Source organism: Tannerella forsythia 92A2 (assembly GCF_000238215.1).
Taxonomy (GTDB): Bacteria; Bacteroidota; Bacteroidia; order Bacteroidales; family Tannerellaceae; genus Tannerella; species Tannerella forsythia.
In genome coordinates this window covers 2,415,684-2,434,104 of record NC_016610.1, presented here as the reverse complement: position 1 = coordinate 2,434,104, position 18,421 = coordinate 2,415,684, and the positions used below count along the sequence as shown (strand labels likewise).

The 18,421-nt window shown below is 50.8% G+C and carries 14 protein-coding genes; 5 read left to right on the top strand and 9 right to left on the bottom strand.

Going from position 1 to position 18,421, the window contains the following annotated elements:
- The first annotated feature begins 191 nt into the window (after positions 1 to 191).
- From BFO_RS09855 to BFO_RS09835, 5 genes are read left to right on the top strand one after another with little or no spacing between them, the layout of a single operon-like run.
- Complete coding sequence (locus tag BFO_RS09855; protein ID WP_244262966.1) at positions 192 to 2,249, top strand: glycoside hydrolase family 97 protein; 2,058 nt, start codon at positions 192 to 194, stop codon at positions 2,247 to 2,249.
- Positions 2,250 to 2,268: 19 nt separating this feature from the next.
- Entirely contained in the window at positions 2,269 to 5,313 is a 3,045-nt protein-coding gene (locus tag BFO_RS09850) for a SusC/RagA family TonB-linked outer membrane protein (RefSeq protein WP_014225567.1), read from the top strand.
- A 24-nt stretch (positions 5,314 to 5,337) separates the two neighbouring features.
- Positions 5,338 to 6,921, top strand: a complete 1,584-nt coding sequence (locus BFO_RS09845; RefSeq protein ID WP_014225566.1) for a RagB/SusD family nutrient uptake outer membrane protein — start codon at positions 5,338 to 5,340, stop codon at positions 6,919 to 6,921.
- A gap of 48 nt (positions 6,922 to 6,969) precedes the next feature.
- Positions 6,970 to 8,109, top strand: coding sequence for a SusF/SusE family outer membrane protein (locus BFO_RS09840; RefSeq protein WP_014225565.1), 1,140 nt, complete (start codon positions 6,970 to 6,972; stop codon positions 8,107 to 8,109).
- Between the two features lie 30 nt (positions 8,110 to 8,139).
- Positions 8,140 to 9,525, top strand: coding sequence for a cadherin repeat domain-containing protein (locus tag BFO_RS09835; protein ID WP_041590857.1), 1,386 nt, complete (start codon positions 8,140 to 8,142; stop codon positions 9,523 to 9,525).
- 287 nt (positions 9,526 to 9,812) lie between these two features.
- Here BFO_RS09835 and BFO_RS16760 read toward each other — a convergent pair whose 3' ends face one another.
- The 9 genes from BFO_RS16760 to coaA all read right to left on the bottom strand — a co-directional run bounded on the left by BFO_RS16760 (position 9,813) and on the right by coaA (position 18,343).
- Positions 9,813 to 10,298, bottom strand: coding sequence for a B3/B4 domain-containing protein (locus BFO_RS16760; RefSeq protein WP_456243252.1), 486 nt, complete (start codon positions 10,296 to 10,298; stop codon positions 9,813 to 9,815).
- Between the two features lie 91 nt (positions 10,299 to 10,389).
- On the bottom strand, positions 10,390 to 11,508 hold the full coding sequence (locus tag BFO_RS09825) for an ABC transporter permease (RefSeq protein ID WP_014225562.1): 1,119 nt from the start codon (positions 11,506 to 11,508) through the stop codon (positions 10,390 to 10,392).
- 7 nt (positions 11,509 to 11,515) lie between these two features.
- A complete protein-coding gene (locus tag BFO_RS09820; protein WP_014225561.1) occupies positions 11,516 to 12,622 on the bottom strand; it encodes an ABC transporter permease in 1,107 nt (368 codons plus the stop codon).
- Positions 12,623 to 12,629: 7 nt separating this feature from the next.
- On the bottom strand, positions 12,630 to 13,373 hold the full coding sequence (locus BFO_RS09815; RefSeq protein ID WP_014225560.1) for an ABC transporter ATP-binding protein: 744 nt from the start codon (positions 13,371 to 13,373) through the stop codon (positions 12,630 to 12,632).
- Positions 13,370 to 14,290 carry an ABC transporter ATP-binding protein gene (locus tag BFO_RS09810; RefSeq protein ID WP_014225559.1) on the bottom strand — a complete coding sequence of 307 codons (921 nt, stop codon included), beginning with the start codon at positions 14,288 to 14,290 and terminating at the stop codon, positions 13,370 to 13,372. The genes BFO_RS09815 and BFO_RS09810 overlap by 4 nt, the downstream gene beginning before the upstream one ends.
- A complete protein-coding gene (locus BFO_RS09805; protein WP_046472592.1) occupies positions 14,287 to 15,222 on the bottom strand; it encodes an HlyD family secretion protein in 936 nt (311 codons plus the stop codon). Before BFO_RS09805 ends, BFO_RS09810 begins: the two co-directional genes overlap by 4 nt.
- Before the next feature lie 18 nt (positions 15,223 to 15,240).
- Entirely contained in the window at positions 15,241 to 16,518 is a 1,278-nt protein-coding gene (locus BFO_RS09800; protein WP_041590856.1) for a TolC family protein, read from the bottom strand.
- Positions 16,519 to 16,619: 101 nt separating this feature from the next.
- Positions 16,620 to 17,240 (bottom strand): TetR/AcrR family transcriptional regulator, encoded by a 621-nt coding sequence (locus BFO_RS09795; RefSeq protein WP_014225556.1) that lies wholly within the window; start codon positions 17,238 to 17,240, stop codon positions 16,620 to 16,622.
- Positions 17,241 to 17,389: 149 nt separating this feature from the next.
- On the bottom strand, positions 17,390 to 18,343 hold the full coding sequence (gene coaA, locus BFO_RS09790) for a type I pantothenate kinase (RefSeq protein ID WP_014225555.1): 954 nt from the start codon (positions 18,341 to 18,343) through the stop codon (positions 17,390 to 17,392).
- Between the last annotated feature and the right edge of the window lie 78 nt (positions 18,344 to 18,421).

Below are 18,421 nucleotides of genomic sequence, written 5' to 3'. Positions count from 1 at the left end.
AACAAACGAACAATATTTTACGATTTATATAAGACCTGTTTTATTTATATTCGGTTTCATTCGAAAAATATAACAGCTTTTAGGAGTATATCTTTGTTTCCGATTATTAATTTTTTATTGACATGAAGAGCATAAATCTACGAAAAAAGCTGTTTTTTCTATTCTCTTTTCTTGTGTCCGCACCTTTTACGATGCGTGCGGAAGAGTTGAAATCGCCGGACGGAAACCTGTTGATGCGTTTCGAGGTGAACGGCGAAGGTACCCCTGTTTACGAATTGACGTACAAACGGAAGCCGGTGATCAAACCGAGCAGGCTCGGTCTCGAAATCGAAGGATTCTCGTTGCGTAAAGCGTTTACGCTGAAAGGTGTCGAAACCGTAACGTTCGACGAGACCTGGACGCCTGTCTGGGGCGAAGTGAAAGCGATACGCAATCATTATAACGAGATGACCGCGACGCTTCATCAGGCCGACGGCGACCGCACCATGGTCATACGTTTCCGCCTTTATGACGACGGACTGGGCTTTCGGTACGAATTTCCGCAACAGAAGAGCCTGAACTATTTTGTTATTAAGGAAGAATATTCGGAGTTTGCGATGGCGGGCGATCATAAAGCCTTCTGGATCCCGGGCGATTACGATACGCAGGAATACGACTACACGGAATCGCGCTTGACGGAGATACGCGGACTGATGCAAACGGCCATCACGCCGAACACGTCGCAAACGCCATTTTCACCTACGGGCGTGCAGACGGCGCTGATGATGAAGTCCGATGACGGGCTTTACATCAACTTGCATGAGGCTGCTCTTGTCGACTACCCGTGCATGTCGCTCAATCTCGACGATCAAACGTTGACGTTTCAGTCGTGGCTGACGCCGGATGCGCAAGGGAAAAAAGGATATATGCAAACCCCGTGTCACACGCCGTGGCGTACAGTGATCGTCAGCGACGACGCACGCCGTATCCTCGCCTCTCATCTGACGCTGAATCTGAACGAACCGTGCAAGCTCGACGATGTGTCGTGGATTCGTCCGGTGAAATACATCGGGGTATGGTGGGAAATGATTTCGGGGAAATCCACGTGGGCTTATACCAACGACTTGCCGTCGGTGCACCTCGACGTCACGGACTATACGAAAATGAAGCCGAACGGCACGCATGCGGCCAACAACGAAAAGGTGCGCCGCTACATCGACTTTGCCGCGAAGCACGGCTTCGATCAGGTACTGGTCGAAGGCTGGAACATCGGTTGGGAGGACTGGTTCGGGAACTCGAAGGATTACGTCTTCGACTTCGTTACGCCTTATCCCGACTTCGACCTCAAGGCGCTCAACGAATATGCGCACTCGAAGGGCGTGAAGCTGATGATGCACCACGAGACGTCATCCTCCGTGCGAAACTACGAACGCCAGATGGAGAAGGCCTATAAGTTAATGAACGACTATGGCTACAACGCCGTCAAAAGCGGTTATGTGGGCAATATCATCCCCCGCGGCGAATACCATTACGGGCAATGGATGGTGAACCATTATTTATATGCGGTCAAAAAAGCGGCCGAACACCGGATCATGGTCAACGCACACGAAGCGGTGCGCCCGACGGGGCTTTGCCGGACGTATCCGAACCTGATCGGTAACGAGGCGGCCCGCGGCGGGGAATATGAATCGTTCGGCGGCAACAAGGTCTTCCATACAACCATCCTCCCCTTCACACGACTGATGGGCGGCCCGATGGACTATACGCCCGGCATCTTTGAAACACGGCTCGAGAAAGTGAACCCGGGCAACAATTCATACGTACATTCGACCCTCGCACGGCAGTTGGCGCTGTATGTGACGATGTACAGCCCGCTGCAGATGGCGGCCGACCTGCCGGAGAACTACGAACGCTTTATGGACGCGTTCCAGTTCATCAAAGACGTGGCCATCGACTGGGACGACTCGAAATACTTGGAAGCTGAGCCGGGGCGCTACATCACCGTGGCGCGCAAGGCCAAGGGCACAAACAACTGGTTCGTAGGCTGCACGGCCAACGAGGACGGACATCTGTCGAATGTCTCGCTCGACTTCCTCGACCCGGGGCGCAAGTACACGGCCACGATCTATGCCGACGCCCCGACGGCGCACTACGAAAAGAATCCGCAGGCGTACACCATCAAGCAGATGAAGGTGACCAACAAGTCGAAGCTAACGCTCCGCGCGGCATCGGGCGGAGGATATGCCATCAGTATCATGGAACAGAAATAAAATCTAAAACAGCAAGGATATGAATAAAAAAGAACGATTCTCTCGGAAGAGAAGTATCTGTCTGCTGCTCGTCGCATTGTTTTTTGCAGCCGGCGGCTATGCGCAGAAGATAACGGTCAAAGGTACTGTTGTCGATGAGATGAACGAACCGGTCATCGGTGCGAATGTAGTGGAGAAAGGCACGATTAACGGGATCATCACCGATCTGGACGGTCATTTTACACTGTCGGTCGATGAGAAGGCCGTGATCGTTGTTTCTTACATCGGTTACAAACCGCAGGAAGTCAACGCTACGAAAGACCCTATGCGGATTATTTTACGGGAAGATTCGGAGATGCTGGAAGAAGTCGTCGTAATCGGCTACGGTTCGGTCAAGAAAGACGATGCGACAGGTTCCGTGACAGCCATCAAGCCGGACAAGATGAATCGCGGACTGACGACGAATGCACAAGATTTGATGGCCGGGAAGATTGCCGGGGTGAATGTGGTGTCGAGCGGCGGTACGCCGGGCGGCGGCGCCACGATCCGCATCCGCGGCGGTTCGTCGCTGAATGCCAATAACGACCCGCTGATCGTTATCGACGGGCTGGCCATGGATAACGACGGTGTCAAAGGGCTCTCCAACCCGCTCTCCATGGTGAACCCGAACGACATCGAAACCTTTACGGTGCTGAAAGATGCTTCGGCTACAGCCATCTACGGTTCACGCGCCTCGAACGGCGTGATCATCATCACGACGAAGAAAGGCGCGCTCGAAGGCGGCAAGTCGAAAGTGCGCATCACCTACGACGGCAACGTCTCGATGAGTAACGCAAAAGACAAAATCGAAGTCATGAACGCCGACGAATACCGCGCACGCATCAAGCAGCAATACGGCGAAAGCAGCGACGCATACAAGGCGCTGGGCAACGCGAACACCGACTGGCAAAAAGAAATCTACCGGGTTGCCTTCTCGACCGACCATAACATCAGCATGTACGGTGGTCTGGGTACGACGCCTTTCCGTGTATCGATCGGTTATACGAACCAGAACGGTATCCTCAAAACGTCGAACTTCGAGCGGTACACGGCATCGCTCAACCTCTCGCCCTCGTTCTTCGACGGGATGTTGAAGCTGAACGGAAACCTGAAAGGGATGTATGCACAGTCCCGTTTTGCCGATGCCGGAGCGGTAGGCACGGCCACCCGCATGGACCCGACCCATCCGGTGATGGGCGAAGGCGAAATCTATCCGAAATATTTCGGAGGGTATTTCCAGTGGACGAATGACGGGAAGGCGCTCAACGACCCCACATGGACGGTGACGAACAACTCGCTGGCGCCGGCTAATCCCGTCTCGCTGCTCGAACTCAAGAACGACCGCTCGAAATCGAAATCACTCGTCGGGAATCTCGAGGTCGATTATAAGTTTCACTTCCTCCCCGATCTGCGTATCCACGCCAACGGAGGGATGGACCTCTCGACCGGAAAGCAGACGACGGATGTAAGCCCCTATTCGTTCACAAACAATTACTACGGCAGCTACGGCTTCGAGGAAATCGACAAGTACAACCTGTCGTTCAATACGTATCTGCAATATGTGAAATCGGCCGGGATTCATAACCTCGACGCTATGGCGGGTTACGAATGGCAACATTTCCATCGCGAGGGCAACAACCGCTATACGGGATATTATCCGAAAACGAACACGATCAATCCCGGCAAGGAATATTCTCCGTCACATAAGGAGTGGGCTTCGGAGAACTTCCTCGTTTCGTTCTTCGGACGTCTGAACTACACGCTGGCCGGCAAGTATCTGTTTACGGCAACGGTTCGCCGCGACGGTTCTTCGCGTTTCCATAAAGATCATCGCTGGGGCACTTTCCCCTCGTTCGCTTTCGGCTGGAAGATGAAGGAGGAAGGATTCCTGAAAGATATCGACGCGCTGTCCGACCTGAAGCTCCGTTTGGGATACGGGGTGACCGGACAGCAAAACATCGGCTCGGATTATTCGTATTTCGCCTCTTACACGGCCAACAAAGGATTTGCCTACTATCCCATCGGCTACGGCAAAGGCGAATCGTATCGCCCCGACGCCTACAACAAGAACCTGAAATGGGAGAAGACGACGACCAGCAACGCCGGACTCGACTTCGGCCTTATGAACGGCCGGATCTCGGGGGCTGTCGATTACTACTATCGCAGGACGGACGACCTGATCAACTACGTCTACGTCTCGGCCGGAACGAACTTCAAGAATCAGGTGAACGCCAATATCGGTTCATTGGAAAACCGGGGAGTCGAATTTTCGATCCATGCCAAACCCGTCGTGCAGAAAGATTTTACGTGGGACATCGGATTCAACCTGACGTATAACAAAAACAAAATCACAAAGCTCACAAGCGGCGACGGCGAAGGCTACTACGTTTCTACCGGAGGAATTTCGTATGGTACGGGAAACAAGGTGCAGGCTCATGCCGTCGGGCATCCGGCGTATGCGTTCTACGTCTACCAGCAGGTCTACGACGAGAAAGGCAAGCCGATCGAAAACACATTCGTCGACCGTAACGGCGACGGCATCATCAACGAGAGCGACAAGTATTTCTACAAAAAACCGACGGCCGATGTGCTGATGGGACTTTCGTCGAAGATGCTTTACAAGGCATGGGACTTCAGCTTTACACTCCGCACGAGCCTGAACAACTATGTTTATAACGACGTAGAGTCGAGCAGCAGTAACCTGAGCCAGCTGTATGCCCCGTCGGGATTCCTGATCAACCGACCGACGATGACGCTCGCAAACAACTGGCAGGGCGAAGGCAACTTCTACATGTCAGACTATTTCGTGCAAAACGCCTCGTTCCTCAAGTGCGACAACATCACGCTCGGCTACTCCTTCAACCTGAAAAAGCTGGGCTCCGGACGCGTTTTCGCCGCCGTGCAGAACGTCTTTACCATTACCGGATATAAAGGGCTCGATCCGGAACTGATTACCGGTTCGGGCACGGGATTGAACTACGGCATTGACCGCGACCTCTATCCCCGTCCGTTTACCTCGCTGATGGGAGTAACATTGAATTTTTAATCACCGAATAAAGGGCAAATCATTATGAAACGAAATACGATAAAATCATGGATTATTACGGCCGCATTGTCTTTTTCAATGTCGGGCATGGTATCGTGCGTAGGTGATCTGGATGTGACACCGATCGATCCGAGCGTCACGATGGAGTTTGACCGGAACAAGGTCTTTACGAAAATTTATGCAACGATGGGGCTGACCGGCATCGAAGGGCCTGCCGGAACGGGAACGGGTGACGTGGACGGCCTTGACGAAGGAACGTCCGACTTCTTCCGACTGATTTGGAACATGAACGAGCTCTCGACCGACGAAGCGCATTGCTGCTGGGGCGACGGCGGAATACCCGAACTCAATTACAACGCGTGGGGAGCGTCGCACGAGTATGTGACGGGACTTTACTACCGTCTGTATTTCAACGTGACGTTATGCAACTTCTTCCTCGAACAGACCGATGGAAAAAGCGACGGAGAAAGCGTGGTACAGCGTGCCGAAGCGCGTTTTATGCGTGCCCTGAACTACTGCTACCTGATCGACATGTTTGGAAAAGTACCGTTCGTAACGAAGGTATCGACCGAGAACCCCTCGCAGGTAGAGCGTGCCGAACTCTTCCGGTTCATCGAAAAAGAGCTGCTCGAAGCCTCCGAAGCGATGAAAGACCCGCAAACGAACGCCTACGGCCGCGCCGATAAGGCAGCGGCATGGCTTCTGCTGGCGCGTCTGTACCTGAACGCCGAGGTATATACCGGCACGGCGCAATGGGCCAAGGCGGCCGAATATGCGCGGAAAGTGATGAACACGTCGTACAGCCTGTCGCCGGTATATAAACACCTGTTTATGGCCGACAACAACGGCAGCGCGGTGAACAGGGCGAATACGGAGATTATCCTGCCGATTCTGCAGGACGGTGCCGCAACGCGCAACTACGGCGGCTCCCTCTTCCTGATCGCCTCGACGCATAAAACGAAAGACATGCCGGCTTACGGAACCACCGAAGGATGGGCCGGAAACCGCTGCCGGCCGCAGCTGGTGAAGAAATTCTTCCCGGCGGGCGACGCCCCGAATGCCGAGACCGATCAGATCATCAAGGCGGCGAAAGACGATCGCGCGCTCTTCTTCGGCAAAGACCGCACCCTGTCGGTCGACGATGCGTCGAAGTTCGAGAACGGCTTCTCCTTCGTCAAATTCTCGAACCTGCGTGCCGACGGCGCGTCGACCAACGACTCGAAACATACGGATACCGATGTGCCGCTGATGCGTCTGGCCGAAGCCTACCTGACGTTTGCCGAGGCTACGGTACGGCAGAACGGAGGCGCTGCGGCCGAGGCCACCGAGGCCATCAACACCCTGCGCAAACGCGCCAACGCCAAAACGGAAACATCGTACACCCTCGACCATATTCTGGACGAATGGTCGCGCGAGTTCGCCTTTGAAGGACGGCGACGCTCCGACCTGATCCGTTTCGGCAAGTTCGGAGGCAATACAAACTACGTATGGCAATGGAAAGGCGGCGTGAAAGACGGTACGAGTTTCGGCAAGCACCTTAACCTCTATCCGATTCCGGAAAACGACCTGAACGTGAACAACAATCTGGTACAACATCCGGGATATTAATCTTCCGGCAACGGAAAGCGAACATGTCAAAAAAAACAGATAAAGATCATGATGAAGAAAAACAGAAACAAGATAGCAGTCATGCTGCTGGCTGCCGGGCTGTCTTTCGTTTTCGCCTCATGCGAAGACGACCGCAACTCCAACCCGACGTTGCAGACCCCGACGAAATTCGTCCTGAACACACCGGCTTATGCCGGAAGCGCCGTGTACGATCTCGAAAACTCGTCGTCCGTAGAGCTTACCTGCTCGCAACCCGACTATGGCTTTACGGCCGCCACGGTTTACTCCGTGCAGGTATCGCTCGATAACGACTTTACGACCGAAGGGAAGTTTACCACACTGGCCACAACGTACACAACGGCCAAGATGGCCATCGATGCGACCGAAATCGCCGTGGCGCAAACTACGCTGGCGCTCGAAAAGGGAATCACGGAAGACCGCTTCCCGCTCACCTCGAAACTCTACGTCCGGCTCAAGGCGGCGTTAACGAACGGCAAAGGCGAAATCTTCTCCAATACGGTTACACTTCGTATGCGAACGAAGTTTGCACTCAGCCCCATTGTCTTGCCCAAAACGATGAACATTGTCGGCAGTACGATAGGCAACTGGAAATGGGAAGATTGCATGGAGATGGTACCCACCGTCGCCAATGATGGCACGTTCTGGCGTATCCTCTACTTCGAGAAAGACGCCAAGATGAAATTCAATATCGAGAAAGGTTGGGACGGCCGGGAATTTGGCGGTTCGGCCACCCTCGAAGACCATGCCGGTGCAGGCCTTTCCGACGCGGGAGGCAACCTCAGGGTGGCGAAGGCCGGGTGGTACCTCGTCGTCATCAGAACGGCTATCGAAGGACGTAACCTGAAGTACACCGTCGCGTTCGAGAAACCGAATGTCTATGTAGTGGGTCATACGATGAACGGCAATTGGGACACTACGGATGAAAAACGGTTCACCGTGCCGGCCGATGCCAAAGGCGACTTCGTATCTCCGGCGTTCCTTTCGACCGGTGAAGTACGCATGTGTGTGAAGTTGGACGACGCAGACTGGTGGCACTCCGAATTTATCGTCTATGCCGACGGAAAAATCGCTTACCGCGGCTCGGGCGACGATCAGGAGCGTTACACTCAGCCCGCAGGCAAACGCGCCTACCTGAACTTTATGACCGGCAAGGGACGTTATGAATAAATGTAAAGTGAAACGATAAAATATACGGATATGAAAAAGTGGTCAATCTACAGGTATATGATGCTGCTATGCCCGGTTTTGATCCTCACGGCATGCACGGAAGACTTTAACGGCAACGTAGCCGCTCCCCAGCAATGGGAACAGGAAACGGCCAAGACGATCGGCTTTAAGGCCGAAAAGGTCGGAACGATCGACCTGAACACCGTTGCCTCGGAAAAAGTGAAAGTCTGCTCGATTACGAAACCGGCCCTCACCGCAGGACGGGTGAAAGGATACGTCTTGTATCTGAACGAAAAGGTTACGCTCGAGGTCGACAGTCTGGGACAGGTGAAGACGGGCGCGTTGCAAGACTCGATCGTTTCGATCTACGGTAAGCGTCCCGAACTGCGCACCCTCAGCGGACGGTTGTATGCCCTCGTCGCTCTGGGCGAACAGACGCTCCGCTCAGACAGTGTGGCGCTCACACTGGCCGTCAAGCCGAAAGCGCCCTTTATCGATAAGGCCTATTACCTGATCGGGAATATGAACGACTGGAAGGCCGACGATGTGTCGAAGCTCATCAAACTGAATCAAAGCGGCGACGTGTACGAGAATCCTGTCTTCTCGATGATACTCAAAGTGCCGGAAAACTGCTACTGGAAAGTCATCCCGCAAACACGCGTCGACGCCTTTACGAAAGGCGAGGCGGAAAACGTATGGGGCGAGGGCGTACTGGGTTGCGCCGTCGACGGCGACGAATCGGCCTCCGGCAAGCTCACGGTCAACGGCAACGCCATGAAGATCAAAAACGGCGGATGGACGAAAATCGAACTCAATATGCTCGATTACACGTATAAAGTCACCGTGCTGGGCAACGTCAGCCCGTTTCTCTACGTGCCTGGCAATCATCAGGGATGGTCGCCGGCAACGGCTCCATTCGTTCATTCAACCGATTTCATGAACTACGGCGGCTTCGTATCGCTCGACGGCGAGTTCAAGTTCACGTCCGAAAAAAGCTGGGACGGCGTCAACTACGGCGCCGGAGCGAAAGACGGCGCTCTCTCGACCGACGGCGGGGCCGGCAACCTGAAAGCCGAAAAGGGCTTCTATCTGCTGAAAGCCAACATCTCGTCGCTCACATGGTCGGCCGTGCTCATCCAAACCTTCGGACTGATAGGCAGCGCGACGGACGGCGGATGGGATACCTCTACGCCGATGACGTTCGATGCCGCCAAAAGCGAATATTCGATCACCGCTGCCCTGAAAGACGGCGAGCTGAAGTTCCGCGCCAACGATGTGTGGGACGTCAACCTCGGCGGCGATCCGGAGCATCTGACCTTCGGCGGCGCCAACATCGCCGTCAAGGCCGGCACGTATAAGATCACGCTCTCGCTCTCCGACGCGCAGAAATATACCTGCACGATAGCGAAACCGTAAGGATGTTATACGTATTATGCCCTTAAATTTCGCCTGTTTTTATACAATCGGGAGCCGTCTCATCTGGGGACGGCTCTTTTTAAATCGGGCCTGTCGAAAAGTATATAAATTCTGATTTTTCAATAAAATAATTAACACTATCCCTGCAAAAGTACAAGATTTCTATTCATTTTGCATCAAATTCTTTATCTTTGCATTTATGTTCAAATATCGCTCACAAAAACAGTTGTTAGTTTATGATTTTCACCTATGAATAAAAACGGACTATTGAAAGACTTGTAATCTATCTATGGCTTGTAATACCGATTTCTTATGACACATCTGCAATTTTTGATGATATTACTTCCCATAGTATTCATGGTACATGACTTTGAGGAGATTATAATGTTTCGCTCATGGTTGGAGAGGAACAAGGATATGTAACCGCTGTTATCTCTGGTGAGTAAGGCTGTTTCGACATTCCCTCCGAGAAAATCTGTGATACGCTGACGTAAAACATCTAACACTTCGCCAATGATTGCTCCGTTAAATCCGTCGACAGACTCGATAACGAAGATAGCCTTGTGGATATCCTCTGTGAGCATCGTGCGAACAGACTCCCTCCAATTCCAACAACGACAAATGGCGCCTTCGTCGTCTTTATAGACAATCTCGCCCCTATAAGGCGGCTCGTTCTCGTCGCTACCAAGCGTAATAAACGGTTCGTCTCCCTCGGCAAGTGTCAAACGCATTGCTCCCTTTATCATATCCACATCTTCGCCACCGCAAGGCACGCCGAACTCCAGGGAAACGGAGTTGTATATGTCTACGAATCGAATAAACGGGCAAATAAAATTGTATAACAACAGTTCAACAGCACTTTTATTAATTGTTTTTCTTATAGCTCCGGATAGCCCAGAAGTTGAAAACGGCTGCGAAGCCGCACAAAATAAGAAACGGATTCGTTAGTTCCGTGAACGAGCTGCCTTTGAGATAGATCGATCGCATCACTTCGACAAAATATTTCAACGGATTGAACGCCGCGATCATTTGTGCCCACGAAGGCATGGACGCGATGGGAGTAAACAGACCACTCATCAGAATAAGCACCATCATAAAGAAATACATTACGAACATAGCTTGTTGCATCGTCTCGGAATAGTTTGAGATCACAAGCCCTATTCCCGACACGACCGCAATATAGATCGTCGCAAAAATATAAATCGTTAACAGGTTGCCTGCCGGAAAAATTCCGTATACCCATACGGCCAATACCATACATAGCGACAAGACAAAGAAGCCGATCATCCAGTAAGGAATAAGTTTAGCTGCCACAAAAGCCATTCGTCCGACCGGAGAAACATTGAGTTGTTCGATAGTACCCGTTTCTTTTTCTCCGACAATGTTCAGGGCCGGAAGAAAGCCGGTGAGCATCGTCAGCAGCATGACCATCAGCGCCGGCACCATAAAGACCTTGTAGTCCAGACGGGGATTGAAGCGATATCGCGCCACGATATCGAATGTTTCGACGGGCAGGAGCGAGATGTACGTGTACATGCCGTAGCTTTCCCTTAATTCGGCCGAATAGTCATTCAGTATGTTTGTCAGATAGAAGGTCCCCAAACCTCCTTGTGTTCCGTTAACCGCATTGGCCGAAATCATCGCGTCACTGTGTCCTTCGCTGATAATCTTCTTTTCGAATCCTGAAAGAATCTCCAAGATCATGTCTGTCTCACCCGACTCAATGCCATCCATTGCAGCAGAATAAGTTGGTAAAACATCGGTCAGCCGAAAATAGCCGGAGGCCGTTGCTTTGGCAATTAACCTTTGCGAAACGGAGCTGCGATCGTTATCTACCACTGCCAACCTGATGTCTTTGATCTCCTGATTCGCAGCCCACGGCATAATCAGAATCACCGTCAGAGGCATTACAAGAATCAGTTTCGGGAGGAAAGGATTCCGGAAAAACTGCTTACATTCTTTTTCGATTAAATATTTCAACATGATATTCTCAGTTCAGACGGGTTTTAAATTGTTTCAAGCTTAAGGCGACAAAGACCGAAGCCATAGCCGTAAGAATGGCAATCTCTTTCAGCACAAAGCGCAGTCCGACACCTTGTATCATGATTTTCTTTACGGCCTGAATGTACCAGCGGGCAGGCACGGCGGCCGAGAGCCATTGTAACGCATCAGGCATACTGGACACGGGAAAGATCATACCCGAAAGCAACATGACGGGCATCATCATGCCCATGCCCGAGGCCAGCATGGCAGCTGTTTGATTGTCGACAAGGCCTGAAATAAACAGCCCTACCGACAGAGCAAGAAAAATGAACAGTAGCGAAACAGCGGTCAGCAAGATCAAGTTTCCGGCTATCGATACGTGCAGTACGGAAACGGACAGGATCAGAATGGTGGCGAGATTCAATACCGACAGTACGAAATAAGGCACGATTTTGGCTAAAATAATATACGCCGGCTTCATGGGTGAGGCGAGTAACAGTTCCATCGTACCTGTTTCTTTTTCCCGAACGATGGCAATGGACGTCATCATCCCGCAGATAAGTGTCAAAATCATCCCCATAATTCCCGGCACAAAATAAAAGACGCTTTTGCCTTGTGGGTTATAGAGCATCTTCACCTGTGCTGTGATTCGGCAGGAAGGCAGGTGTTCTCCGGCCAGTTCCTGTCGGTACATGTAAAGTATCTGTTGTGCATAGCCGCTCATCATCGAGGCCTGATTAGGCTCGGCACCGTCTATGATCAGTTGCACGGAGGCTTCGCCCGTATGACGCAGGTTTTCGGCAAACCGTTCGCCGAAGATGAGCGCCAGATCAGCCTTTCCGCGTGTAAACACATCATTTATTTCGTGCGGAGAAGTCAGTTCTTCCGTAAGGATAAAACGCTCGCTTGCCTGAAAATGGCTTTTGATTTGTTGTGTCATCTCGTCGTGCGACGGATCGAATACGGCAAGACGCGCGTTTTTTACTTCCGTTGTAATGGCAAAGCCGAACAGCAGAATCTGCATGACGGGAATCCCGAGCAGAATAAGTACCGTCCTTCTGTCTCGGATGATATGATACCATTCTTTTTTTACAAATGATAGAAACTGTCTCATCGCTTTATCAATCTCCTTTCCGTGTTGCTTCGCGCGCCAGTCGACGAAAGACTTCGTCCATCGTCAAGACGCCAAATTGCTTTTTCAGATTTCTCGGGCTGTCCAGCACGCTGATTTTTCCGTCTACCATGATCGATACCCGATCGCAGTATTCGGCCTCATCCATATAGTGCGTCGTCACGAAGACCGTAATATCTCTTGCGGAGGCCTGATAAATCAGTTCCCAGAAACGGCGACGGGTGATGGGATCGACCCCTCCCGTCGGTTCATCGAGAAAAACGACCTTCGGCTCATGAAAGACCGCCACGGAAAAAGAGAGTTTTTGCTTCCACCCTAAGGGTAAGGCTTTGACAAGTGTGTTGCGTTCGCTCTCAAAGCCTAATTCGTGCAAGATGCTCTCCGTTTTCGCTGTAATTTCACGGTCTTTCATTCCGTAGATACCGCCAAAGAGTCGCAGGTTTTCCCAGACTTTCAGATCTTCGTATAACGAAAATCGCTGACTCATATAGCCGATGTGTCGTTTCACCTCTTCTGCTTGCTTACAGATGTCGAACCCTGCGACGAACCCTCGTCCCGACGTCGGACGACTCAACCCGCACAGCATCCGCATAGCCGTTGTTTTTCCCGCGCCGTTCGCACCCAGAAAACCAAAAATCTCTCCTTCACCCACGGTAAACGAGATACGATCGACGGCTGTAAACGCTCCGAATTGTTTCGTTAACGTTTCGGCTATAATCACATCTTTTTTCATGATTCCTCCTTCTCGCCGAGTATATCCATAAAACAATCTTCAACCGAAGGACAGATCGGAGTCATTTCAATACCCGTATGTCCTTTCTTATTCAGATAATGGAGCAGTTCGTCCGGTGTAGAATCTGTCCACAACGTAACATGGCAATTTTCCCCGAACGAAAAGGCCGACCGCACATGAGCATGCGATCGCAGATCGTTCAGCAAATGATACATGTCTTTCGATGAACGAAGAGCGAACAATGTATGCGGGTATCCGGCCACAATGCCTTCGGGAGTATCTACTCGCAGGAAGTGTCCTCCCTGAATCAGGGCGATCCGGTCGCACCGCTTCGCTTCATCCATGTAAGGCGTGGAGACGAGGATCGTGACGCCTTGCGCTTTAAGTCTGAAGAGCATTTCCCAGAACTCTTTGCGCGAAACAGGATCTACCCCCGTCGTGGGCTCATCGAGCAGTAATATATCCGGCTTGTGTATTAACGCGCAACTCAGCGCCAGCTTCTGTTTCATGCCCCCCGACAGTTTGCCGGCCGGCCGTTTCTTAAAAGGCTCGATCTGCCGGTAGATGTCTGCGATCAGGGGATAGTTTGCCTGTACCGTCGTATGGAAGACAGTAGCAAAAAAGTTCAGGTTTTCTTCGACCGTAAGATCTTGATAGAGCGAGAATCGTCCGGGCATATAGCCGATGATGCGTCGTACGGCGCAGTATTCCTTCACGGCATCATATCCTCTGACGATGACATTTCCGTTATCAGGGAGCAGGAGCGTCGCCAATATACGAAAAAGAGTCGTCTTTCCGGACCCGTCGGGACCAATGATACCGTAGATTTCACCTTGCTCTACCTCGAAGCTCACATCGTGCAATGCTGTCACGCGACCGTATTTTTTACTGAGATGATGTACTGAAACAGCTTTCATGATCCGGCTTTTATTTGGGAGATTTCGGTTGCAGCGGGGGCGACGCGGATTTCGCCGTACATTCCCCGTTTAATATATCCGTCATTCCGAACTGCGACTTTTACGGCATACACTAAATTGGCACGTTCATCCCTTGTAGAGATCGTTTTAGGTGTAAATTCGGCTTTATCCGAGATCCATACAACTGTTCCGGCATATTCTTTCCGTTCCGAAGTACCCCAGTCGGCATATACGCTTACTTTTTGTCCGATGCGAAGCCGAGTGAGCTGGTCGGCCGTGAAGTAAGCCCGCAAAATCATGTTTTCGAGGTCACCGACTTTCAGAAGTGGTCGTCCCTGTACGGCAAGTTCTCCCGGTTCGGCATAGCGGCACAGCACAATACCATTTATCGGGCTGGACACAATGCTTTTTCCGATCCGGTCGTCGATCTGTGCGATCTGTGCTTGCAATCCTATACGCTCGCCCGCGATACTTCGGTTTCCGTTAGCCAGCACGTCTTCCTGAGCTGTCAATTGTTTTTCGAGCACGGCGATTTGCGCGCCGATATCGTCGAGTATTTTCGGAGCGGCAGCCTGTGCTTCGACTAAGTTCGCGTATCGTTTGTACTCTTTCTGTTGTGTGGTAATCTGCTGTTTGAGTGAGGCAATCTGACGGGGGATATTGTGCCGTCGACTCTCAATGGCCATCAGGCCGGCCGAGAGTTGTATTTTTTGCAGGTATAGCCGGGTTGTATCGATCAGCCCAAGTGACTCATGCGCTTTCACGCTTTCTCCTTCCCGAACCGTTATTCGTAGCAGTTCTCCCGTTTCTCCGGCCGAGATCATGACCTTAGTCGCTTCGAATATGCCTGAGGCATCGCAGTCTCCGTCTTTATTTCCGCAGGCTGCGACAATCATGGCCATTGCGATGATTAAGAATTTATTTGCTTGCATAAATCTATGATTAAATGATTATTCGTTCGTGTGTCCGGCGGTAAATTTAAGATCGTAAAGAGCTTGCATATATGCGATCTCATGACGGATTTTATCCTGTATGGCCATCTGTTCGGCATGGAGATCTCTCATCAATTCGGTGACCGATAAGACGCCGTTGGTCATTTTAGCTTCCGAAGCCTTCCGGATTGCCGTTTTCAGGCGAATGATCTCGTCGTCGTATTTCAATTGTTCGGCGCACTGTTTAATCTCTTTATTTTTCCGGATCATGTCCAACCGGGTATTGAACAGAAACAGTTCACGTTGTATCTCCGTTTGTCCGATATGGTTGCGGATCAGCTTCCGACGGTTCTTCAGCGTGTAAAAACGGCCGATGTTCCATTCGAATTTCATGCCGACAATGTAATAGGGAGCGAATCTATTCTCCAGCATATTCAGTCCGGGCTTTCCGTATCCTCCTGTCGCAAAAAGCGCAAATTTGGGAAATAGTCCGGCCGTAACAAGAGCATTCTCCGCCTCGTAATTTTTGATTTGTGCGTCATATAGGGATAATTCGGGACGGCTAACGGATGTTGCAACGGTGGGTAGAAGTACCGGCCTGACAAAATCTGTCGTTTCATCGGCTTCCATTCCGGTCAAATTCGCCAAGATAGCGATACAAGCGGCACGAACGCCGGCAAGCTCCGTAGCGTGTTGCTCCGCTTTCAACTGTTCCACGCGCACGACATGGAGGTCTGTTTCTTCGGATATGCCATGCTGCACACAAGCCTGCACGCGTTGATAGTTTCGTGCCAGTTCTTCTTGTAATAACTTGTTTTGATGCAGGCCGGCATCTGCCAGCAAGACCCCGAAAAAGGCAGTGTTGACCTGCTGATACAACGCATAAAGTCCAACCGCTACACGTCTCCTCTCCACCTGAGCCGCCGTACGTACACTTTCTTTTCCCGACTTTATTTCGCCCCCATCCCAAAGAACCTGCAGCGCATCGAGCGAAAGCGCATATTGATCTTTGCTGAGCGCCGGTATGTCCAATCCCGGTATTCCCCATTGAGACGCATCGAACGGAAGACGGGTGACCTCCGAACGGTACGAAGCGTTACCCGAAAGCTTCACCTGCGGCAAATAGCCTTTTCCGGCATTGGCCAGCCGGGATGCTTCGGCCTCTTCAATCTGTACGTACTGCCTGACCAGCGGATAGTGCTCCTGCGCCCGCCGCTGACATTCTTCGATCGTGACCTGAGCGAAACCACAAAGGCCGTTCGTCAATATCAGGGTGATCATGATTATCTTTTTCATAACTGTTATATTAATTCATCTATTTAATTTCTTGGTTAATTCACGTATAAAATAAAAGGATCGATCATGAGAACCGGAGTTCGGATCAATCCTTCAACAAATTAATTTTTCAGACGAGCCAAGATAGTACGCGACACTTCTTCTTTCCGTTGGTCAAGCAACGCATGAAATTCCTCTTCCGACAATTCCCATACATTCCGAAAGATGGGAGCAATGAGAAACGGTGCTATATTCAACGATAAGACGGTAAACAGCAAGTCTATCGTTGAGATCGGGCGGATAGTCCCTTTCTCGATTTCTTTCTTCAGTTCCGCTTCCATCGGAATAATTACCGTTTGTAATGCTTTCTTAAACTTCTGGATCAGAAATGTCATGTTTTCTGATGAGTTGTTCAGCCCTTCGTTAAGCGAGAACGCCGGAAGCTGCGGGTTCTGTTTCAAGAACTCGAAATGCACGCTGATCAAGTTCAGGATCTTTTCTTCAAATGGAGCATCAGACGAAGTAGTGATTAGCAGATTCGAAAGCATCTGTTCGATCTTCTCCTCGTAGATTTTTTCGAAAAGAAGCTCTTTCGTCCGGTAATAGTAATGTACTAGCGCTTGATTGCATCCCGCCTCTTCGGCTATCTGCGCCATCTTGGTACGGATAAACCCCTGTTCCAAAAACAGTTTTTCGGCTGCTTTCAGAATCTTGTACTCCATGTTTTCTTCTTTTGGTTTCATGTTAATCAAATGATTTAATCGCAAAATTAAATCATGTAATGAATCCAACAAAAGAAATCAGTGTTTTTTTATTTTTTTAACAGAGATCGGCGTTGCTCAATTTTCTCGGTAAGGTCTTTCAGACGATTGAACGCTTTACGGCATCAGATTTAGATTTTCCTGATCCGTATGTTTCGGACAAAATGATGCTCGCCTTTTTCAAGAATCAGATCGGCACGGAAGCGGGTAGGAAGGATGTGTTGCTCAAGATTGGGGCGGTTAATCTCTTCCCAGACCCGGACCGCAAGTTGCCTCAGAGTCTCTTCATCGTATGAGGCGTACTGATGGAAATACGAGTCGGGATTGGCGAAAGCAGAGGTCTGCAACTTCTTGAATCGCTCGATATACCATTGTCTGATATCCTTTTCACTGGCATCGACATAGATGGAATAGTCGAAAAAATCGGATACGAAGACGCGCCGACACGGTTGGGTGTTCAAGGTTACCTGCAACGCGTTAATCCCTTCGATTATCAAGATGTCGGGCTTCCGGATACGACATACTTCTCCGGGTATAATATCGTAATAAAGATGAGAATAGACCGGCGCTTCGAGTATTTCGCGTCCCGACTTTGCACCGGCCAGAAACGCCAATAGCCTCTTGGCGTCGTAGCTCTCGGGAAATCCTTTTTTATGTAACAGTCCCCGTTTTTCGAGTTCGGCGTTGGAATAGAGAAATCCGTCGGTGGTGACAAGCTCCACCTCCGGCTTTTCAGGAAGCATGGACAGCAGCTTTTGTAAAACCTTGGCCGTCGTGCTTTTTCCTACCGCCACGCTTCCGGCAATCCCAATGATGTAAGGAACCTGACGGCCGGGATTCTTGAAAAAGTCCTCACGTTCTTTGTGCAGGTGACGATAATGCGTAATATGAATCTGCAACAGACGGATCAGCGGCATATAAATATCCTCTACCTCGGCGATCGTAAGCGGCTCGTTCAAGGCTTGCAACTGCGTTAAATCCATATCGGCAACCGGAAACTGGGGATGTTCTTCCAGCTGTTTCCATTCTTCGCGCGTAAAACTGCGGAAAGGTGAAAAGGTCGCGTCGTAAGTCTTCCGATTCATACACGTTATTATTGTTTAAGTCGCAAAGATAAGGTTCTTTTCTTTCGGGATACCGGTTTTTATGAAAAATATGCCGCA